We start from the raw sequence: 15,354 nt of genomic DNA, 5'->3' as shown, positions 1-15,354 counted from the left end.
ATATTGTTTAGAAAGTGCTATACATGTTATTGAAGTGGTGGAATCCAATTTTGTAAGCGAAGAACACTCACGAGATAATTATAATACAGTTCAATATCGTAATAGTCTTCCGGTGGATGGACATCGATTTCTTTAACTTCAATATCGTATTGTTCTGCTTGTTCATTGATCATGTCGAATTTTTTATTACGATCAGGATAAGGGTATTTAACAGCATTCAACATGAGATACATCGCTTGAAAGTGTTGCCCACTTGTAGGATTCATGACTAACGCAACGGAAGATTTTTGTTGTTCAGATCTCGGCGTATGAAAATAAACTACAAATGCAACACGAGGATGGTCGTACTCCATTAAAGTCATAAACTCGAATAAATCGGTAAGTCCATTACCTAGTAAAATAAATGATTGTTTCATAAATTGGCCTCCTATATAAGTGCATTATAAAGAAAATATTTTAAGTTGGGAAGGATGAGAAGATGCGTGTCATTGCAGGAATACATAAAAGTAAACCGCTCAATAGTTTAGAAGGACGCAACACACGTCCGACAATGGATAAGGTTAAAGAAGGAATATTCAACAGTCTATTCGATATCTCTGGTCTAGGGCTTGATTTATTTGCGGGAAGCGGCGCTTTAGGTATCGAAGCATTATCCAGAGGCATGGAACGCATGATTTTTGTCGATCAAAATTTTAAAGCGGTTCAGGTCATTAAAAGTAATTTGAAAAAATTAGAGATTGAAGATCAAGCTGAAGTGTATAAAAATAATGCAGCACGAGCATTAAAAGCGCTATCTAAACGAGATATTCAATTTGATCTAATCTTTTTAGATCCACCTTATGAAAAAAGCCTTATTGATGAAGCACTCGCTGATATCGCAGAGTTTAATTTATTAAAGGATAGTGGTATCATCGTTTGTGAATTTAATCATAAAGAAGAAATCCAAGTGGCACCGTTTCAAACAATTCGACGCTATCATTACGGATTGACGGATACCTTGTTATTGGAAAAAGGAGATAATCATGACAACTAAAGCAGTTATACCTGGTAGTTTTGATCCTATTACTTATGGACACCTTGATATCATCGAACGTAGTGCAAGACAGTTCGATGAGCTACATATTTGTGTGTTACGAAACAGTAGTAAGAAGGGCACATTTTCAGTAGAGGAACGTATTGAACTCATCAAACAATCCACAGAAAAGTTCTCTAATGTGATCGTGCATCATTACGACGGGCTGTTAGTCGATTTCTGTACTAAAATTGGCGCAAAAACTATCATCAGAGGATTGAGAGCGGTCAGTGACTTTGAGTATGAATTGCGCTTAACTTCAATGAATCGCAAACTCAACAACGAAATTGAAACGTTCTATATGATGACAAGTACCGATTATTCATTTATAAGCTCAAGTGTGGTCAAAGAAGTAGCTTCCTATAATGCAGACATCTCTGACTTCGTACCTCCTAATGTTGCGGATGCACTGTTTAAAAAATTTAGCGTTTCCCATGATTAAGTCTTGTGCATATTTTAGTGAGCATTGGAACGAATCACAGGCGTGTTAAAATCATCTTGTTGTTGGCTGCTGATTAAATTATAAATGCGTGTCGCATGAATGTTTTGGGCGATAAGTGATGCGTTTTGTTGGTTGACATTAGTGATCCAGTGTCTGTCTGAGAATTTATGCTTCAATTCTTTTAAATATTGTTGTCCTTGTGGCGTCATACCAAGTATTCGCGCAGCTGGTATCGTCTCAGGGCGATCTTGTTGTTTAAATTGTAACAACGTATTCATCAACACACGTTGGAGATGTGTGTATGTGTAACGTTTAGATTTAAGTAATTGAATGAGATGATCAAATGATTGCGCCTCTAAAATGACTTTTTTTAAGCGATACTCTAGGCCTTCACTCATAGTATAGATTTCGCTTAAAGCTTCTGTGCTTTGTGACAAGATGGTGTATTTTAAATATGGAAATGTATCTGCTTTATCGATATGCGGTGCGGTATAAAGATGCTGAACTGAAGCAGGGACGGCATGTTGCCATTCTGGATTGTCGTGTGTCATGGCATGACGGATGGCTGAACCACTGGCAATAGAGGATTGAGTTAATGTTTGATCATGATGATGGCTATTTTGTCTATGGATCGCATACGGTGTCATTTGATAATTGTGCTGTTGAATTGCACGGACGTATGATAGGCCTAAAGTATCATTAGGAGATACGAGTAGGGATTCGTTAGGAAAAAGTTCACTCAAAATACGAGGATAACTTTTTCCTTCTTTTATTTTTTGTTGGAAAATAGGACGCGCTTTAAGGTCATTGAGTTGTTGACTGATAGAAAGGAATGCATCGGTATCACCACTTTCACTCCCAAAGACCAGTGCATCACTATCTAAGTAATGTGCCAATTGAACGGCCATATCTCCAAAATATTCTCCGGCAGACAGGGAGGCAAATGCAGGTAATTCGACGACGAGGTCACATTGATCTAACGCCATTGTTGCACGCGTAAATTTGTTATAAATAGCTGGTTCACCGCGCATGACGAAGGAACCACTCATGATCGCAATCGTGACATCAGCTTGTGTAAGTTGTTTGGCTTGTTGTGCATGGAATACATGTCCATTATGGAATGGATTGTATTCTGTAATTAATGCAACACTTTTCATTTGCATTTCCTCCATTCAGAATTCATCATGGGTATTGTAACATGACTACGAATTTGAAACATTTGTCAGTCATATAGATTTAAAAATAACTAAAATATGTAAAAAATGGATGACTGTTAAGAAAAAATCTTGACAATGTATAATGATAAAGTTAAAATAAATTTTGTGCTTGTTAGAGGTGAAGCCATATGAAATGGTCAATAACGCAATTAAGAAAATTTCAAGATAAACCATTTGAATTTCGTGAAACTGTAAACTTCAATCATTTAATTGAAGCGTTGGATTTAATCGATCTATCAGAAATTGCTGTGAACGGTGAACTCACTGTTAAATCAAGTGAAGTCATTGCGGATATGCATTTAACTGGAACATATACGATGCCATGTGCACGTACATTAGAACCAGTTGAAGTTCCGTTAGATGTCACTACACAAGAGATTTTCGATTTAGATCATTATGAACAATCTGAAGATGAAGATGAACATTATCATGATGCATCAGATGGTATGATTAACTTGAAAGACGTTGCAGAGGAAATTGTCATTATTGAAAAACCAATGCGTGCATATTCAGAGCACAGTGACGAAATGCTCACTGAGGGCAACGGTTGGGAAGTTATTGACGAGGATCAAGCCATTGAGCTTGAACAAGCTCAAGAGGAAGAACAACAACGTCAAGTTGATCCACGGCTTCAAAAATTACAACAATTATATGATAAAGAACAATAGCAGATTGAAATAATTTATAGTATAATAAATTATTGAGTCTAAAAACAATTATTTGTGTTTAAATATAAGGAGGATTAATCATGGCAGTACCAAAAAGAAGAACGTCTAAAACTAGAAAAAACAAACGTCGTACACACATTAAACTTTCAGTACCTGGTATGACTGAATGCCCAAATTGTGGTGAATATAAATTATCTCACCGTATCTGCAAAAACTGCGGCTCTTATAATGGTGAAGAAGTCGTAAAATAAGTTGAACTTTGACATGATGTGTCATTGACGGTCGTTCAAAAATTATTTCGCATACAATAATTTTTGAACGATTTTTTTATCTAAAATAAAAGGAAATTATCATGAGAGGAGCTCCTATGGAAACCATAACGTCTCCCCAAAATAACAAGATTAAGCAAGCAAACAAATTAAAGAAAAAACGTGACCGAGACCAATTAGGACTCGCCTTAGTTGAAGGTTATCATTTAATAGAAGAAGCCGTGCACAGTGATATCACAATTAAGCAATTATTTGTCGTTGACCCATCACGTTTAGACGATGCTATATTCGAAGCAGCAGAAGCAGTTTTTCAAATTAATGTGAAGGTGGCTGAGGCTTTATCTGGCACAGTGACTCCCCAAGGATTCTTTGCTGTGATTGAACAGCCACGTTATGAGTCAACGATGGCACATCAAGCGTTGCTCATCGATCGTATACAAGATCCAGGGAATCTAGGGACATTGATACGAACAGCAGATGCAGCTGGATTAGATATGATTGTGTTAGGTAAAGGCTCCGCTGATGCGTATCAAGATAAGGTGATTCGCGCGAGTCAAGGTAGCATTTTCCATATACCTATTGTAACTGAAGATCTCACTCAATTTATCGAACGGTTCGAAGGGCCTATATTTGGTACAGCTTTAGATGACGCGGTACCGTACCGTGAAGTGGATTCGACTGAAACTTTCGCATTGTTACTCGGTAATGAAGGCCAAGGTGTGGATCCTACACTACTTGAACAAACGACGCAAAATTTAACTATTCCGATTTATGGTAAGGCAGAAAGTTTAAATGTTGCGATTGCTGGTAGCATTTTAATGTATCACTTGAAAGGTTGACCCCGTTCAGTTAAATCAGATATAATAACTATAAATCACGTAAAATGAAATACGAACTGATAAAAAGAAGTGAATGTCCGAAGCATGACTGTCTCAGGGAGAATAATCATGGACTGCAAGTTATTCCTGTCATTGGATATTCTTTCGTCTTTTTAGTTACTTAAAGAAATTTAAGTCGGAGTGACACTCCGTTATCAATAAATACAAGTGTATGCTAAGGCATAAATTTGGGTGGTACCACGGAAGACTTTCGTCCCTTTATCGCAGAAGGGATGGAAGTCTTTTTTTATTATTGAAGATATAGCAATACGCGAAGTATGAATAAGGTTATTGTGAGGAGGACTTATATGACACAAACAGAAGCGATGTCTGACTTAAAGCAACAAGCATTAGTCGACATTAACGAAGCCAATGATGAAAAAGAATTACAAGATGTGAAAGTTAAATATTTAGGTAAAAAAGGCTCTGTGACAGGCCTAATGAAACACATGAAAGATTTACCTAAAGAGGAAAAACCGGCTTATGGCCAGCAAGTCAACGAAGTACGTCAAACGATTGAACAAGAGATTGAAGAACGTCAAGCAGTGCTTGCCAAAGAAAAATTAGACAAACAACTTGAAAATGAAACGATTGATGTGACATTACCTAGTCGACGTATTGACATCGGTGCCAAACATCCATTGACACGTACAGTTGAAGAAATAGAGGATTTATTCTTAGGTTTAGGGTACGAAATCGTAGACGGCTATGAGGTAGAAGAAGATTACTATAACTTCGAAGCGTTAAATTTACCGAAGTCACACCCAGCACGTGATATGCAAGATAGTTTTTACATTACAGATGAAATCTTAATGCGTACACATACGTCTCCAGTACAAGCGCGTACCATGGAAAAACGTAACGGCCAAGGTCCGGTAAAAATCATATGTCCTGGTAAAGTGTACCGTCGTGATTCTGATGATGCGACACACAGTCATCAGTTCACCCAAATTGAAGGACTTGTCGTAGATAAAGGTATTAAAATGAGTGACCTCAAAGGGACTTTAGCACTATTAGCAAAACAATTATTCGGTGAAGATCGTGAAATACGTTTACGTCCAAGTTATTTTCCATTTACTGAACCGTCTGTTGAAGTAGACGTATCATGCTTTAAATGTAACGGTAAAGGATGCAACGTATGTAAACAAACAGGTTGGATCGAAATTTTAGGTGCAGGTATGGTACATCCAAACGTATTACGCATGGCTGGTTTTGATCCAGAGGTATATACTGGCTTTGCATTTGGTTTAGGACCAGATCGTATCGCAATGTTGAAATATGGTATTGAAGATATCCGCCATTTCTATACCAATGATGTCCGTTTCTTAAATCAATTTAAAGCAGTTGAAGATAGAGGTGAAAATTAATGTTAATTTCCAAAGAATGGTTAGAATCGTATGTCGAAGTCAATCAACCTGTGAATACACTTGCAGAAAGAATCACCCGTACTGGAATTGAAGTGGAAGATATTATCGACTATACGGCTGAAATTAAAAAATTAGTCGTAGGTCACGTTGATGAGATTGAAAAACATCCAAATGCAGATAAGTTGAACATATGTAAAGTAGATGTCGGTGAAGCGGAACCCGTTCAAATCGTTTGTGGGGCACCCAACGTAGACGCAGGACAAACGGTGATCGTCGCACGTGTTGGTGGTCGTTTACCTGGTGGCGTGAAAATTAAACGTGCCAAACTACGTGGTGAAGTTTCAGAAGGTATGATTTGTTCACTACAAGAAATTGGTATTGCTAACCAACTCACACCGAAACACTTTGAAAATGGTATCTTTGTCTTCCCAGAAGCTGTAGCACCTGGTACGGATGCGCTGTCTGCGTTATATCTTGATGATCAAGTGATGGAATTCGATTTAACACCGAATAGAGCAGATGCGCTCAGCGTGATTGGAACAGCTTATGAAACTGCAGCACTTTATAACAAACCTGTCCAATTACCTGAGACAGAGAGCGATGAAGTCAGTCAATCAGCTCAAGATGAACTGACTGTTACTATCGATAATCCGGAAAACGTGCCATATTATAGTGCACGTGTCGTTGAAAATGTAACCATTGCACCTTCGCCAATATGGATGCAAATGCGCTTAATTAAATCAGGCATTCGTCCAATCAACAATGTGGTCGATATATCAAACTATGTACTCATGGAATACGGTCAACCGTTACACATGTTTGATAAAGATTGTATCGGTTCATCAGATATTGTAGTAAGACAAGCGCAACAAAATGAAACCATGACAACTCTTGATGGTCAAGAACGTAAACTAGAAACTGGTGATATCGTCATCAGTAATGGTAAAGAACCCATTGCGATTGCAGGTGTGATGGGTGGCGATTTCTCTGAAGTCACAGATCAAACAACAAATATTGTCATCGAAGGAGCAATCTTTGATTCTGCAAGTATTCGACATACGTCACGCCGTTTAAACTTACGTAGTGAAGCATCTAGCCGATTTGAAAAAGGTATCGCAACAGAATTTGTCGATAAAGCAGTAGACCGTACTTGTTATTTATTACAAACCTATGCGAATGGCTCCGTCCATCAAGATCGCGTTACTGCTGGCGATTTAGGTGAATTTGTCACACCGATTGATATTACCGTTGAAAAAGTGAACCAAACAATCGGTTTTGACTTAGCAGCTGAAGACATTGAACGTTTATTCGTTCAACTCGGCTTCGAAACAAAAAGTGACCGTCATCAACTGACTGTATATGTCCCATCAAGACGTAAAGATATTTCAATTCAAGAAGATTTAATTGAAGAAGTTGCACGTATTTATGGCTATGATGAGATACCAGTTACGTTACCTGTGTTTAATGATGTGACACACGGTGCATTAACAGATCGTCAGGCAAAAACTCGCACAGTAAAAGGTTTACTAGAGGGTGCTGGTTTGAGCCAAGCGATTACTTATTCATTAGTGGCTAAAGATCGCGCTCAAGATTTCACACTTGAATCTCATCCTACGATTGATTTATTAATGCCGATGAGTGAAGCACATGCCACACTGCGTCAAAGTTTATTACCCCACTTGATTGATGCGGTTGCATATAATGTGGCACGTAAAAATCAAGACGTGCGTCTATATGAACTCGGACGTGTATTCTTCGGTAACGGAGAAGGTCAATTACCAACAGAAGTCGAATATTTAAGCGGTATTTTAACAGGTGAATTTGTCGAAAATGCATGGCAAGGTAAAAAAGAATCGATTGATTTCTTTATTGCAAAAGGTATTGTAGAACGCATTGCTGAAAAATTAGATTTAACGTTTGAGTATGAAGCGACAGAAATTGAAGGATTACATCCAGGAAGAACAGCCATGATTTATCATGACGGAGAAACTATCGGTTTTGTTGGTGAATTGCATCCAGAAGTGGAACAAGCCAATGACTTAAAACGTACTTATGTATTTGAATTGAACTATGATAAATTAATGCGAATTTCTGTAGGTTATATTAACTACGAACCTATTCCAAGATACCCTGGCATCACACGTGATATCGCATTAGTAGTGAAACGTGATGTGCCAGCTTCACACATTCGCCGTACAATATATGAACATGGGGAAGATATCCTTCAACGTGCGCACGTATTTGATGTGTATGAAGGGGAACATGTTGCAGAAGATGAAAAATCTATTGCGATTCGTCTAGATTATTTAGATCCTGAAAATACACTTACAGATGAACGTGTGACTGCAGTGCACGATAAAATTTTAGCAGCCTTACAAGAGGAAGGCGCTACAATTAGATAAACGTATTTAAAAAAGGCTGAGGCGCCGTCGCGTCTCAGCCTTTTACGTATTAATGATATTTTTTATGAACGAGTTGGTTTGCCTTATCCCGATTGGCAAAGTGTTTTTTCGATATATGATCTAACTGATGGAGACCCCAGCGTTCAATGATACGTGCTGCGAATAAATCGACTTTATGGCTTGCTCCCTTAGGTACTGTATCCTGAACTTCTTTGCCGATTTTTTCCATTTGTTTAACGAAAGCATAGCGTGCAATGATACTGGCTGCTGCAATCGCAATCGATTTGGATTCACCTTTTGTTTCAAAGCGTGTATTTTTTTCTGCTGGTAATTCTGTGAGTGCATATTTTTTGTAAACAGCCGGTTGGGAAAATTGGTCAATGACAATATAGTCTAATTCAGAGCTGTCTATTTTCTTTAATACTTTAGTGATCACTGCGTTATGCTGCACTGCTTTCATTTTAACTTGTGACCATCCCATTTCCTGGCGTTCATTGTATTTATCATTCGTTAAAATCATAAGCGAATAGGGGATGAACGTGATGATTTGTTCAGCCAGTTCGGCTATTTTGGTATCAGAAAGATTTTTTGAATCTTGAACGCCGAGCTCTTTGAGAATTTGAGCTTGGTGTGCATCCACATATGCAGCACAGACTGTTAATGGTCCAAAGTAATCTCCACTTCCGGCTTCATCACTTCCAATACAGTGGTATTGATCATATGCGGTAGTCGTTGAAGCGGTGGTTTTAGAAGAAGCTGAAGCCATTGTAGGTTGATAAGCATCGCTTGGCAATAGTGTTTCGGCGACGGATTCAGCTTGCTTACCTTGAAACATCACTTTATTAGAATGATAAACGGATATCGTTACGCCATTGGTTTTTAGTTTTGCACGCATTCCTTGAGGTAATTGTTCTGTTTCAAATTGCTTTTGATTTAAGAGTGATTGTATCTCTGTATCACTTAATTTTACGACGACTTGAGCCATCATGTTCGCTCCTTACTTTGGGGTAAATGTTGATAAGAATGATTTTAACACAGATTGAACTACACCGTTGAGTGAAACAGGAGAAGAGAATACAGTGGAACATCTTTTGAACTTCAAACGACTCAGTAAGCGGGCGTGTTTGAACGGGGAAGTTATAGAGATTAACAGCAGCTTTTGATTGCTGAAACAATATGTTGAATTATGTTAGCTTGTGCTTGATTGATCTCGTTCTTTACACTTACAAAAAAGGCTGCTCTCGTGTATAATGGGTCATGATAAAAAATTTAACTTTTTAAAAGGAATATTTGTTGAATTAAAACTAGAGATAAACAATAAAGTCAGGAGTAATAATATGGGTGAATTTAAAAATCGCATTAATGTTACAATCAACGATCAACATTATACAATCGTAGGTGAAGATAATCCTGAACATATTCGTTATGTCACACATTTAGTCGATGAGAGAATGAAAGAATTAGGTAGTAAAAATGCAGGATTGGATACGACACGAAAAGCAATCTTGACTGCAGTGAATGTGATGCATGAAAAAGTTCAGTTAGAAGAGCAGCTTAAAGATTTGCAACAGGGAAGTCGATCTGAAGAATAATGATTATAGACATACTTATCGTTGTTATTATCATTAGCATCGGTCTCACAGGTTACCGCAGAGGATTGTGTGCTGGTGTGTTACATTTCGCTACGACACTTTTATCTCTTTGGTTTGCGGATCGCTATGCGCATGAATTTAGCCAAAGAATCTTATCTTTAATACCACTTCCAGACATCGCGGCTACAAACACGAGTTTTGCCTTTAACTTTGATGTGATACAACAGCGTTTTGAAAACCTTGTTGTCTTTCTCATTGTCGTAGTTGTAGCAAAAATCATTACGAATCTCATCATCATGTTATTCTATAATGGCACAGCAAATCCATCTTTTATCAGTAAGATTTTAGGCACTGTGTTGGGTTTGATTACTTCATTAATCGTTGCGATGTTTGTCGTTTATTTCATCGCTTTATACCCTAATGAATTTTTACAACAACAATTGTCAAACTCACGTCTAGCAGGTTATATCTTATTTGAAATTCCTTACATTTCAACATTTGTACAACAAATATAATGATGATGCATGAGCGCCGTTACCTAAATATAAACTTAAATCTGAGTCAGGACAATTCAGGCCATTTTTGCTATGATTAGCAACCGCGCTTTGTCTTGGCTTTTTTCATGGAGGATATACGATGACGAAAAAAGATGTAATTCAGTTATTAGAAAAAATTGCGACCTATATGGAACTTAAAGGAGAAAACACATTTAAAGTTTCAGCTTATCGTAAAGCAGCACAAAGTTTAGAAATTGATGAGTGTTCACTAGACGAAATCGAAGACGTTACAGAACTTAAAGGCATAGGTAAAGGTGTGGGCGAGGTCATTGATGAATATCGCTCAACAGGCGAATCCTCTACACTAGAAGGATTGCAACAAGAAGTGCCTGAAGGTTTAGTACCATTGTTAAAAATACAAGGATTAGGCAGTAAAAAAATAGCGAAGTTATATAAAGAGCTCAATATTAAAGATAAAAAAGATCTTCAAAAAGCATGTGAAGCTGGCGAAGTGAGCCAACTCAGTGGCTTTGCGAAAAAGACAGAACAAAATATTTTAGAGGCAGTAAAAGCACTCGGTGCAAAAAAATCACACTATCCGATCAATACCATTCGTGGTTTACATGAAGAAATTAATGCACACTTAGATGCATTCGATGCCGTTGAAAAGTATGAAGTCGCAGGTAGTTTCAGACGCTTTAAAGAAATGAGCAAAGACTTAGATTACATCATTAGCACCAATGATCCAGAACGTGTACAACAACAGTTACTTGAACTACCGAATATCGTAAAAACTGTTGCAGAAGGTTCGACTAAAGTATCCGTAGAATTAGAATACGATGATGAAACGATAGGCGTGGATTTCCGTTTAATTGAACCTGCAGCCTTTTATCATACATTACAACATTTTACGGGCTCAAAAGATCACAACATTAGAATTCGTCAACTCGCTAAAGATAAAGGTGAAAAGATTAGTGAGTATGGCATTGAACAGCCTGATGGTGAATTACTACAGTATCAAAGTGAAGCGGAAATTTACCAACACTATGGCTATGACTGGATTACACCCGCTCTGCGCGAAGATGGAAGCGAGTTTGATAAAGATTTATCTGATATTATCCAACTCGAAGATATCAATGGCGATATTCATATGCACACAACAGCGAGTGACGGTGCTTTCAGTTTAGAAGAAATGATTCAAGCCAATATTCAAAAAGGGTACGAATTTATGATCATTACAGACCACTCCCAAAGTCTAAAAGTTGCGAATGGCTTATCGAAAGATCGTTTATTACGTCAAAATGAGGAAATTAAAAAATTAAATGAGCAATATGATGAAATCGATATTTACTCTGGTATAGAAATGGATATTTTACCTGACGGGCGACTCGACTATGACGATGATGTGTTAGCACAATTAGACTATGTCATTGCTGCAATCCATCAAAGCTTCAATCAATCACAAGAAGAAATCATGAAACGCTTAGAAAATGCATGCAGTAATCCTTATGTGCGACACATTGCTCATCCAACAGGTCGTATACTCGGCAGAAGACCAGGGTATGAACCGGATATCGATCGATTATGTGAACTTGCTGAAGAAACAGGTACGATATTAGAAATTAATGCGAGTCCGAGTCGCTTAGACTTGAGTGCTGACGTAGTTAGAAAACATCCAAATGTACAATTAACGATTAATACGGATGCCCATCATACTGAACATCTTGAATTTATGAAATATGGAGTGGCGACTGCTCAAAAAGGTTTCGTAACGAAATCACGTGTAATAAATACTAAATCGAGAGAAGCATTCAAGGACTTCATTGAGCATAACCAAAAATTGAAGAAATAGAGGGATTGTATGAGACAGAAATCATTAGAGGTCTTAGAATTCGATAAGATCAAATCACTCATAGAAGAAGAAGCAATCAGCGATCTAGGTCGAGAAAAGGTGCGAGACTTAACACCGAGCGCTGATTTTGAAACAGTGACTTTTCAAATGGATGAAACAGATGAAATTTCACAAATCTATAATAAAGAACGCATGCCAAGCTTAAGTGGGCTTGCAAAGGTTGCTTCTATTATCCATAGAGCAGAAATTGGAGGCGTCCTCAACGTTAATGAGCTTAACTTAATTAAACGCCTCATACAAATTCAAAATCAATTTAAAACATTTTACAATCAATTATTAGAAGATGACGAACAGGTGAATTATCCCATTTTAGATGATCGGATGAATCAGCTTCCTGTGTTAACTGATTTATATCAAAGTATTCATCAAAAATGTGACGCCCACGACTTGTTCGACGATGCGAGTATAGAGCTGCAACGTATCCGCAGCAAAATTTCAGGAACAACACAACGCATTCGTCAAAACTTAGATAAAATCATTAAAAGTCAATCCAATCAGAAAAAATTATCAGATGCGATAGTCACAGTCCGTAACGAACGTAATGTGATACCTGTGAAAGCCGAATATCGCCAAGATTTCAACGGCATCGTACATGACCAATCCTCTTCTGGTCAAACATTGTATATTGAACCTGCATCTGTCGTAGAAATGAATAACCAAATCAGTCGCTTGCGTAACGATGAAGCGGTAGAAAGAGAACGTATTTTAACTGAATTAACCGGAGAGGTAGCTGCAGAATCTGAAGCATGCTTAATTTCTGAACAAATTATGGGACAGCTTGACTTTTTAACCGCAAAAGCACGTTATGCACGCAAAATTAAGGGAACAAAACCCACTTTCACTCAAAATCGTGATGTTTATTTACCTAAAGCCTTCCATCCATTGTTAGATAGAGAAACAGTTGTGGCTAATACGATAGAGTTTGCAGAAGATATTCAAACGGTCATTATTACTGGGCCTAACACCGGTGGTAAAACAGTAACGCTTAAAACGCTGGGTCTTATTATTGTCATGGCACAATCTGGTTTACTTATTCCTACGTTGGATGGCAGTAAACTCGGTGTTTTCGAAAATGTATACTGTGATATCGGTGATGAACAATCCATCGAACAATCACTCTCTACTTTTTCATCACATATGAAAAATATCGTCGACATCTTGCAAGAGGCCTCACGTAACAGTATTATTCTTTTCGATGAGTTAGGTGCAGGTACAGATCCAAGTGAAGGTGCAGCGCTTGCAATGAGTATACTCGACTATGCTCATCAAATGGGTGCACTCGTTATGGCCACAACCCATTATCCAGAGTTAAAAGCGTATAGTTATAATCGTGAAGGGGTTATGAATGCGAGCGTAGAATTTGATGTAAATACACTCAGTCCAACCTATAAATTACTTATGGGTGTACCTGGACGTTCCAACGCTTTTGATATATCCAAAAAATTAGGGTTACCGATTGGCGTAATACAAAAAGCGAAATCAATGATTGGTCAAGATGAACAAGAAATCAATGCGATGATAGCGTCACTTGAACAGAATGCCAAACGTGTCGAAAATCAACGCATCGATTTAGATCGCTTGTTGAGGGAAGCTCAAAGTGTTCATGATGATTTGGAAAAACAATACATTAAATATCAAAACTATGAAAAACACCTGATGAATCAGGCTAAAGACAAAGCCAATCAACGCGTAAAATCGGCAACAAAAGAAGCAGATGACATTCTCAAAGAGTTGAGACAGCTTCGTGATCAAAAAGGTGCAGATGTGAAAGAGCACGAATTAATCGATAAGAAAAAACGACTTGATAATCAATATGAAGCAGATTCTCTGAAAAAAGATGTCAAAAAACAAAAATGGGATAAAATCGAAGCGGGTGATGAAGTTAAAGTACTCACTTATGGTCAAGTCGGAGAAGTGCTTGAATTACTAGATCATGATGAAGCCGTCGTTCAAATGGGTATTATCAAAATGAAATTACCACTCTCTGACTTAGAGAAAAAACAAAAAGAAAAACAACAACAACCTGCAAAAATGACGAAGCGTCAAAATCGACAAAACGTCAAAATGGAATTAGACTTAAGAGGCTATCGCTATGAAGAGGCGCTCGTTGCATTAGACCAGTACCTCGACCAAGCGGTGCTCAGCAATTATGAAACTGTAAATATCATTCACGGTAAAGGTACAGGCGCTTTACAAAAAGGTGTCCAAAAACATTTGAAACAACATAAGAGCGTGGCCTCTTACAGAAATGGGATGCCAAGTGAAGGTGGCTACGGTGTGACTGTAGCTCAATTGAAATAACGATGAGCAACGTATATGCATAAATAAAACTTGTCTGTTATAATTTGTTCATCATTTGAAATATAAGGAGGACTGGCATTATGGCAATCGTAAAAGTAACAGATGCTAACTTTGAAGAAAATATTCAATCTGGTTTAAATATAGTGGATTTCTGGGCAACTTGGTGTGGCCCATGTAAAATGATCGCTCCAGTATTAGAAGAACTAGCAGAAGATTATGACGGTACTGCAAATGTACTTAAATTAGATGTGGATGAAAACCCATCAACAGCAGCTAAATATGAAGTGATGAGTATTCCAACATTAATCGTATTTAAAGATGGTGAACCGGTAGATAAAGTTGTCGGTTTCCAACCAAAAGAAAACTTAGCTGCAGTGTTAGATAAACACGCATAAAGAAAAGATAAATGCATTCATAAGTGCTTCAAGCACTTTTAAATGGATGTTGAATTGGTATTCACATAGCAGGTTGAGATAATACGTGTCATCGGCTTTATAATGCTAGCCGAGAGCTTTGATTTAGCACCGCTTTTCACAGGTGAGTTGTTGCATGACAAGAAAGCGAGTTGTCGAAGTTCACTTAGCACAGCTATCACGACCTCAGCAATTGGGGTGGAACGTTGAAATCGAAGTGATTTCTGTTTCACTCCTTGTTTTTATGGAGAAAATGAAGTACACCAAACTGAGATGGGTGGAAAATCATAAGCGACGAAATCAGTGTGATTATCACGCGCGCTT

Annotated in this window: 15 protein-coding genes; 12 read left to right on the top strand and 3 right to left on the bottom strand. The window is 37.8% G+C overall.

Annotated elements, in window-relative coordinates; all coding sequences use genetic code 11:
• Positions 1 to 26 precede the first annotated feature (26 nt).
• A complete protein-coding gene (locus tag ACSBRB_RS03240) occupies positions 27 to 416 on the bottom strand; it encodes a DUF7147 family protein (RefSeq protein WP_435031591.1) in 390 nt (129 codons plus the stop codon).
• A 62-nt stretch (positions 417 to 478) separates the two neighbouring features.
• On the opposite strand from ACSBRB_RS03240, the gene rsmD reads away from it, so the two are divergent.
• Complete coding sequence (rsmD, locus tag ACSBRB_RS03235) at positions 479 to 1,033, top strand: 16S rRNA (guanine(966)-N(2))-methyltransferase RsmD (RefSeq protein ID WP_435031590.1); 555 nt, start codon at positions 479 to 481, stop codon at positions 1,031 to 1,033.
• Positions 1,020 to 1,514, top strand: a complete 495-nt coding sequence (gene coaD, locus ACSBRB_RS03230; RefSeq protein WP_435031793.1) for a pantetheine-phosphate adenylyltransferase — start codon at positions 1,020 to 1,022, stop codon at positions 1,512 to 1,514. The genes rsmD and coaD overlap by 14 nt, the downstream gene beginning before the upstream one ends.
• Positions 1,515 to 1,528: 14 nt before the next feature.
• Here the strand turns inward: coaD and ACSBRB_RS03225 are convergent, their stop codons facing one another.
• Positions 1,529 to 2,671 (bottom strand): nucleotidyltransferase, encoded by a 1,143-nt coding sequence (locus ACSBRB_RS03225; protein ID WP_435031589.1) that lies wholly within the window; start codon positions 2,669 to 2,671, stop codon positions 1,529 to 1,531.
• 188 nt (positions 2,672 to 2,859) lie between these two features.
• Here ACSBRB_RS03225 and ACSBRB_RS03220 point away from each other — a divergent pair, with 188 nt between their 5' ends.
• From ACSBRB_RS03220 to pheT, 5 genes are all read left to right on the top strand, one after another.
• The gene (locus ACSBRB_RS03220; RefSeq protein ID WP_435031588.1) at positions 2,860 to 3,399 is read left to right on the top strand and encodes a YceD family protein; all 540 of its coding nucleotides are present in this window, start codon (positions 2,860 to 2,862) and stop codon (positions 3,397 to 3,399) included.
• Positions 3,400 to 3,479: 80 nt separating this feature from the next.
• A complete protein-coding gene (rpmF, locus tag ACSBRB_RS03215; RefSeq protein ID WP_059106592.1) occupies positions 3,480 to 3,650 on the top strand; it encodes a 50S ribosomal protein L32 in 171 nt (56 codons plus the stop codon).
• A 116-nt stretch (positions 3,651 to 3,766) separates the two neighbouring features.
• Positions 3,767 to 4,507, top strand: coding sequence for a TrmH family RNA methyltransferase (locus ACSBRB_RS03210; protein WP_435031587.1), 741 nt, complete (start codon positions 3,767 to 3,769; stop codon positions 4,505 to 4,507).
• Positions 4,508 to 4,854: 347 nt separating this feature from the next.
• Complete coding sequence (gene pheS, locus ACSBRB_RS03205) at positions 4,855 to 5,913, top strand: phenylalanine--tRNA ligase subunit alpha (protein WP_435031586.1); 1,059 nt, start codon at positions 4,855 to 4,857, stop codon at positions 5,911 to 5,913.
• On the top strand, positions 5,913 to 8,315 hold the full coding sequence (pheT, locus tag ACSBRB_RS03200) for a phenylalanine--tRNA ligase subunit beta (protein WP_435031585.1): 2,403 nt from the start codon (positions 5,913 to 5,915) through the stop codon (positions 8,313 to 8,315). Before pheS ends, pheT begins: the two co-directional genes overlap by 1 nt.
• A 49-nt stretch (positions 8,316 to 8,364) precedes the next feature.
• Here pheT and rnhC read toward each other — a convergent pair whose 3' ends face one another.
• Positions 8,365 to 9,300: a ribonuclease HIII gene (gene rnhC, locus ACSBRB_RS03195; RefSeq protein ID WP_435031584.1), complete on the bottom strand. Its 936-nt coding sequence runs from the start codon at positions 9,298 to 9,300 to the stop codon at positions 8,365 to 8,367.
• Positions 9,301 to 9,652: 352 nt separating this feature from the next.
• Here rnhC and zapA point away from each other — a divergent pair, with 352 nt between their 5' ends.
• From zapA to trxA, 5 genes are all read left to right on the top strand, one after another.
• Positions 9,653 to 9,907, top strand: a complete 255-nt coding sequence (gene zapA, locus ACSBRB_RS03190; protein WP_435031583.1) for a cell division protein ZapA — start codon at positions 9,653 to 9,655, stop codon at positions 9,905 to 9,907.
• On the top strand, positions 9,907 to 10,422 hold the full coding sequence (locus ACSBRB_RS03185; RefSeq protein ID WP_435031582.1) for a CvpA family protein: 516 nt from the start codon (positions 9,907 to 9,909) through the stop codon (positions 10,420 to 10,422). Before zapA ends, ACSBRB_RS03185 begins: the two co-directional genes overlap by 1 nt.
• A gap of 121 nt (positions 10,423 to 10,543) precedes the next feature.
• Positions 10,544 to 12,256, top strand: coding sequence for a DNA polymerase/3'-5' exonuclease PolX (gene polX / locus ACSBRB_RS03180; protein WP_435031581.1), 1,713 nt, complete (start codon positions 10,544 to 10,546; stop codon positions 12,254 to 12,256).
• A gap of 9 nt (positions 12,257 to 12,265) precedes the next feature.
• Positions 12,266 to 14,617, top strand: a complete 2,352-nt coding sequence (locus ACSBRB_RS03175) for an endonuclease MutS2 (RefSeq protein ID WP_435031580.1) — start codon at positions 12,266 to 12,268, stop codon at positions 14,615 to 14,617.
• 80 nt (positions 14,618 to 14,697) lie between these two features.
• Entirely contained in the window at positions 14,698 to 15,012 is a 315-nt protein-coding gene (trxA, locus tag ACSBRB_RS03170) for a thioredoxin (RefSeq protein ID WP_059106601.1), read from the top strand.
• Positions 15,013 to 15,354 lie beyond the last annotated feature (342 nt).

Origin of the sequence: Staphylococcus auricularis, assembly GCF_051172115.1 — a bacterium.
In the GTDB taxonomy this organism is placed as follows: domain Bacteria; phylum Bacillota; class Bacilli; order Staphylococcales; family Staphylococcaceae; genus Staphylococcus; species Staphylococcus auricularis_A.
This window is presented reverse-complemented; position numbering and strand designations above follow the sequence as displayed.

What these genes read in the sequence shown, in the direction of transcription:
- ACSBRB_RS03210 (WP_435031587.1), top strand. Translation starts at nt 3,767, where the DNA reads ATGGAAACCATAACGTCTCCCCAAAATAACAAGATTAAGCAAGCAAAC.
- pheT (WP_435031585.1), top strand. Translation starts at nt 5,913, where the DNA reads ATGTTAATTTCCAAAGAATGGTTAGAATCGTATGTCGAAGTCAATCAA.
- rpmF (WP_059106592.1), top strand. Translation starts at nt 3,480, where the DNA reads ATGGCAGTACCAAAAAGAAGAACGTCTAAAACTAGAAAAAACAAACGT.
- zapA (WP_435031583.1), top strand. Translation starts at nt 9,653, where the DNA reads ATGGGTGAATTTAAAAATCGCATTAATGTTACAATCAACGATCAACAT.
- trxA (WP_059106601.1), top strand. Translation starts at nt 14,698, where the DNA reads ATGGCAATCGTAAAAGTAACAGATGCTAACTTTGAAGAAAATATTCAA.
- ACSBRB_RS03240 (WP_435031591.1), bottom strand. Translation starts at nt 416, where the DNA reads ATGAAACAATCATTTATTTTACTAGGTAATGGACTTACCGATTTATTC.
- rnhC (WP_435031584.1), bottom strand. Translation starts at nt 9,300, where the DNA reads ATGGCTCAAGTCGTCGTAAAATTAAGTGATACAGAGATACAATCACTC.
- ACSBRB_RS03175 (WP_435031580.1), top strand. Translation starts at nt 12,266, where the DNA reads ATGAGACAGAAATCATTAGAGGTCTTAGAATTCGATAAGATCAAATCA.
- ACSBRB_RS03225 (WP_435031589.1), bottom strand. Translation starts at nt 2,671, where the DNA reads ATGAAAAGTGTTGCATTAATTACAGAATACAATCCATTCCATAATGGA.
- ACSBRB_RS03185 (WP_435031582.1), top strand. Translation starts at nt 9,907, where the DNA reads ATGATTATAGACATACTTATCGTTGTTATTATCATTAGCATCGGTCTC.
- pheS (WP_435031586.1), top strand. Translation starts at nt 4,855, where the DNA reads ATGACACAAACAGAAGCGATGTCTGACTTAAAGCAACAAGCATTAGTC.
- polX (WP_435031581.1), top strand. Translation starts at nt 10,544, where the DNA reads ATGACGAAAAAAGATGTAATTCAGTTATTAGAAAAAATTGCGACCTAT.
- ACSBRB_RS03220 (WP_435031588.1), top strand. Translation starts at nt 2,860, where the DNA reads ATGAAATGGTCAATAACGCAATTAAGAAAATTTCAAGATAAACCATTT.
- rsmD (WP_435031590.1), top strand. Translation starts at nt 479, where the DNA reads ATGCGTGTCATTGCAGGAATACATAAAAGTAAACCGCTCAATAGTTTA.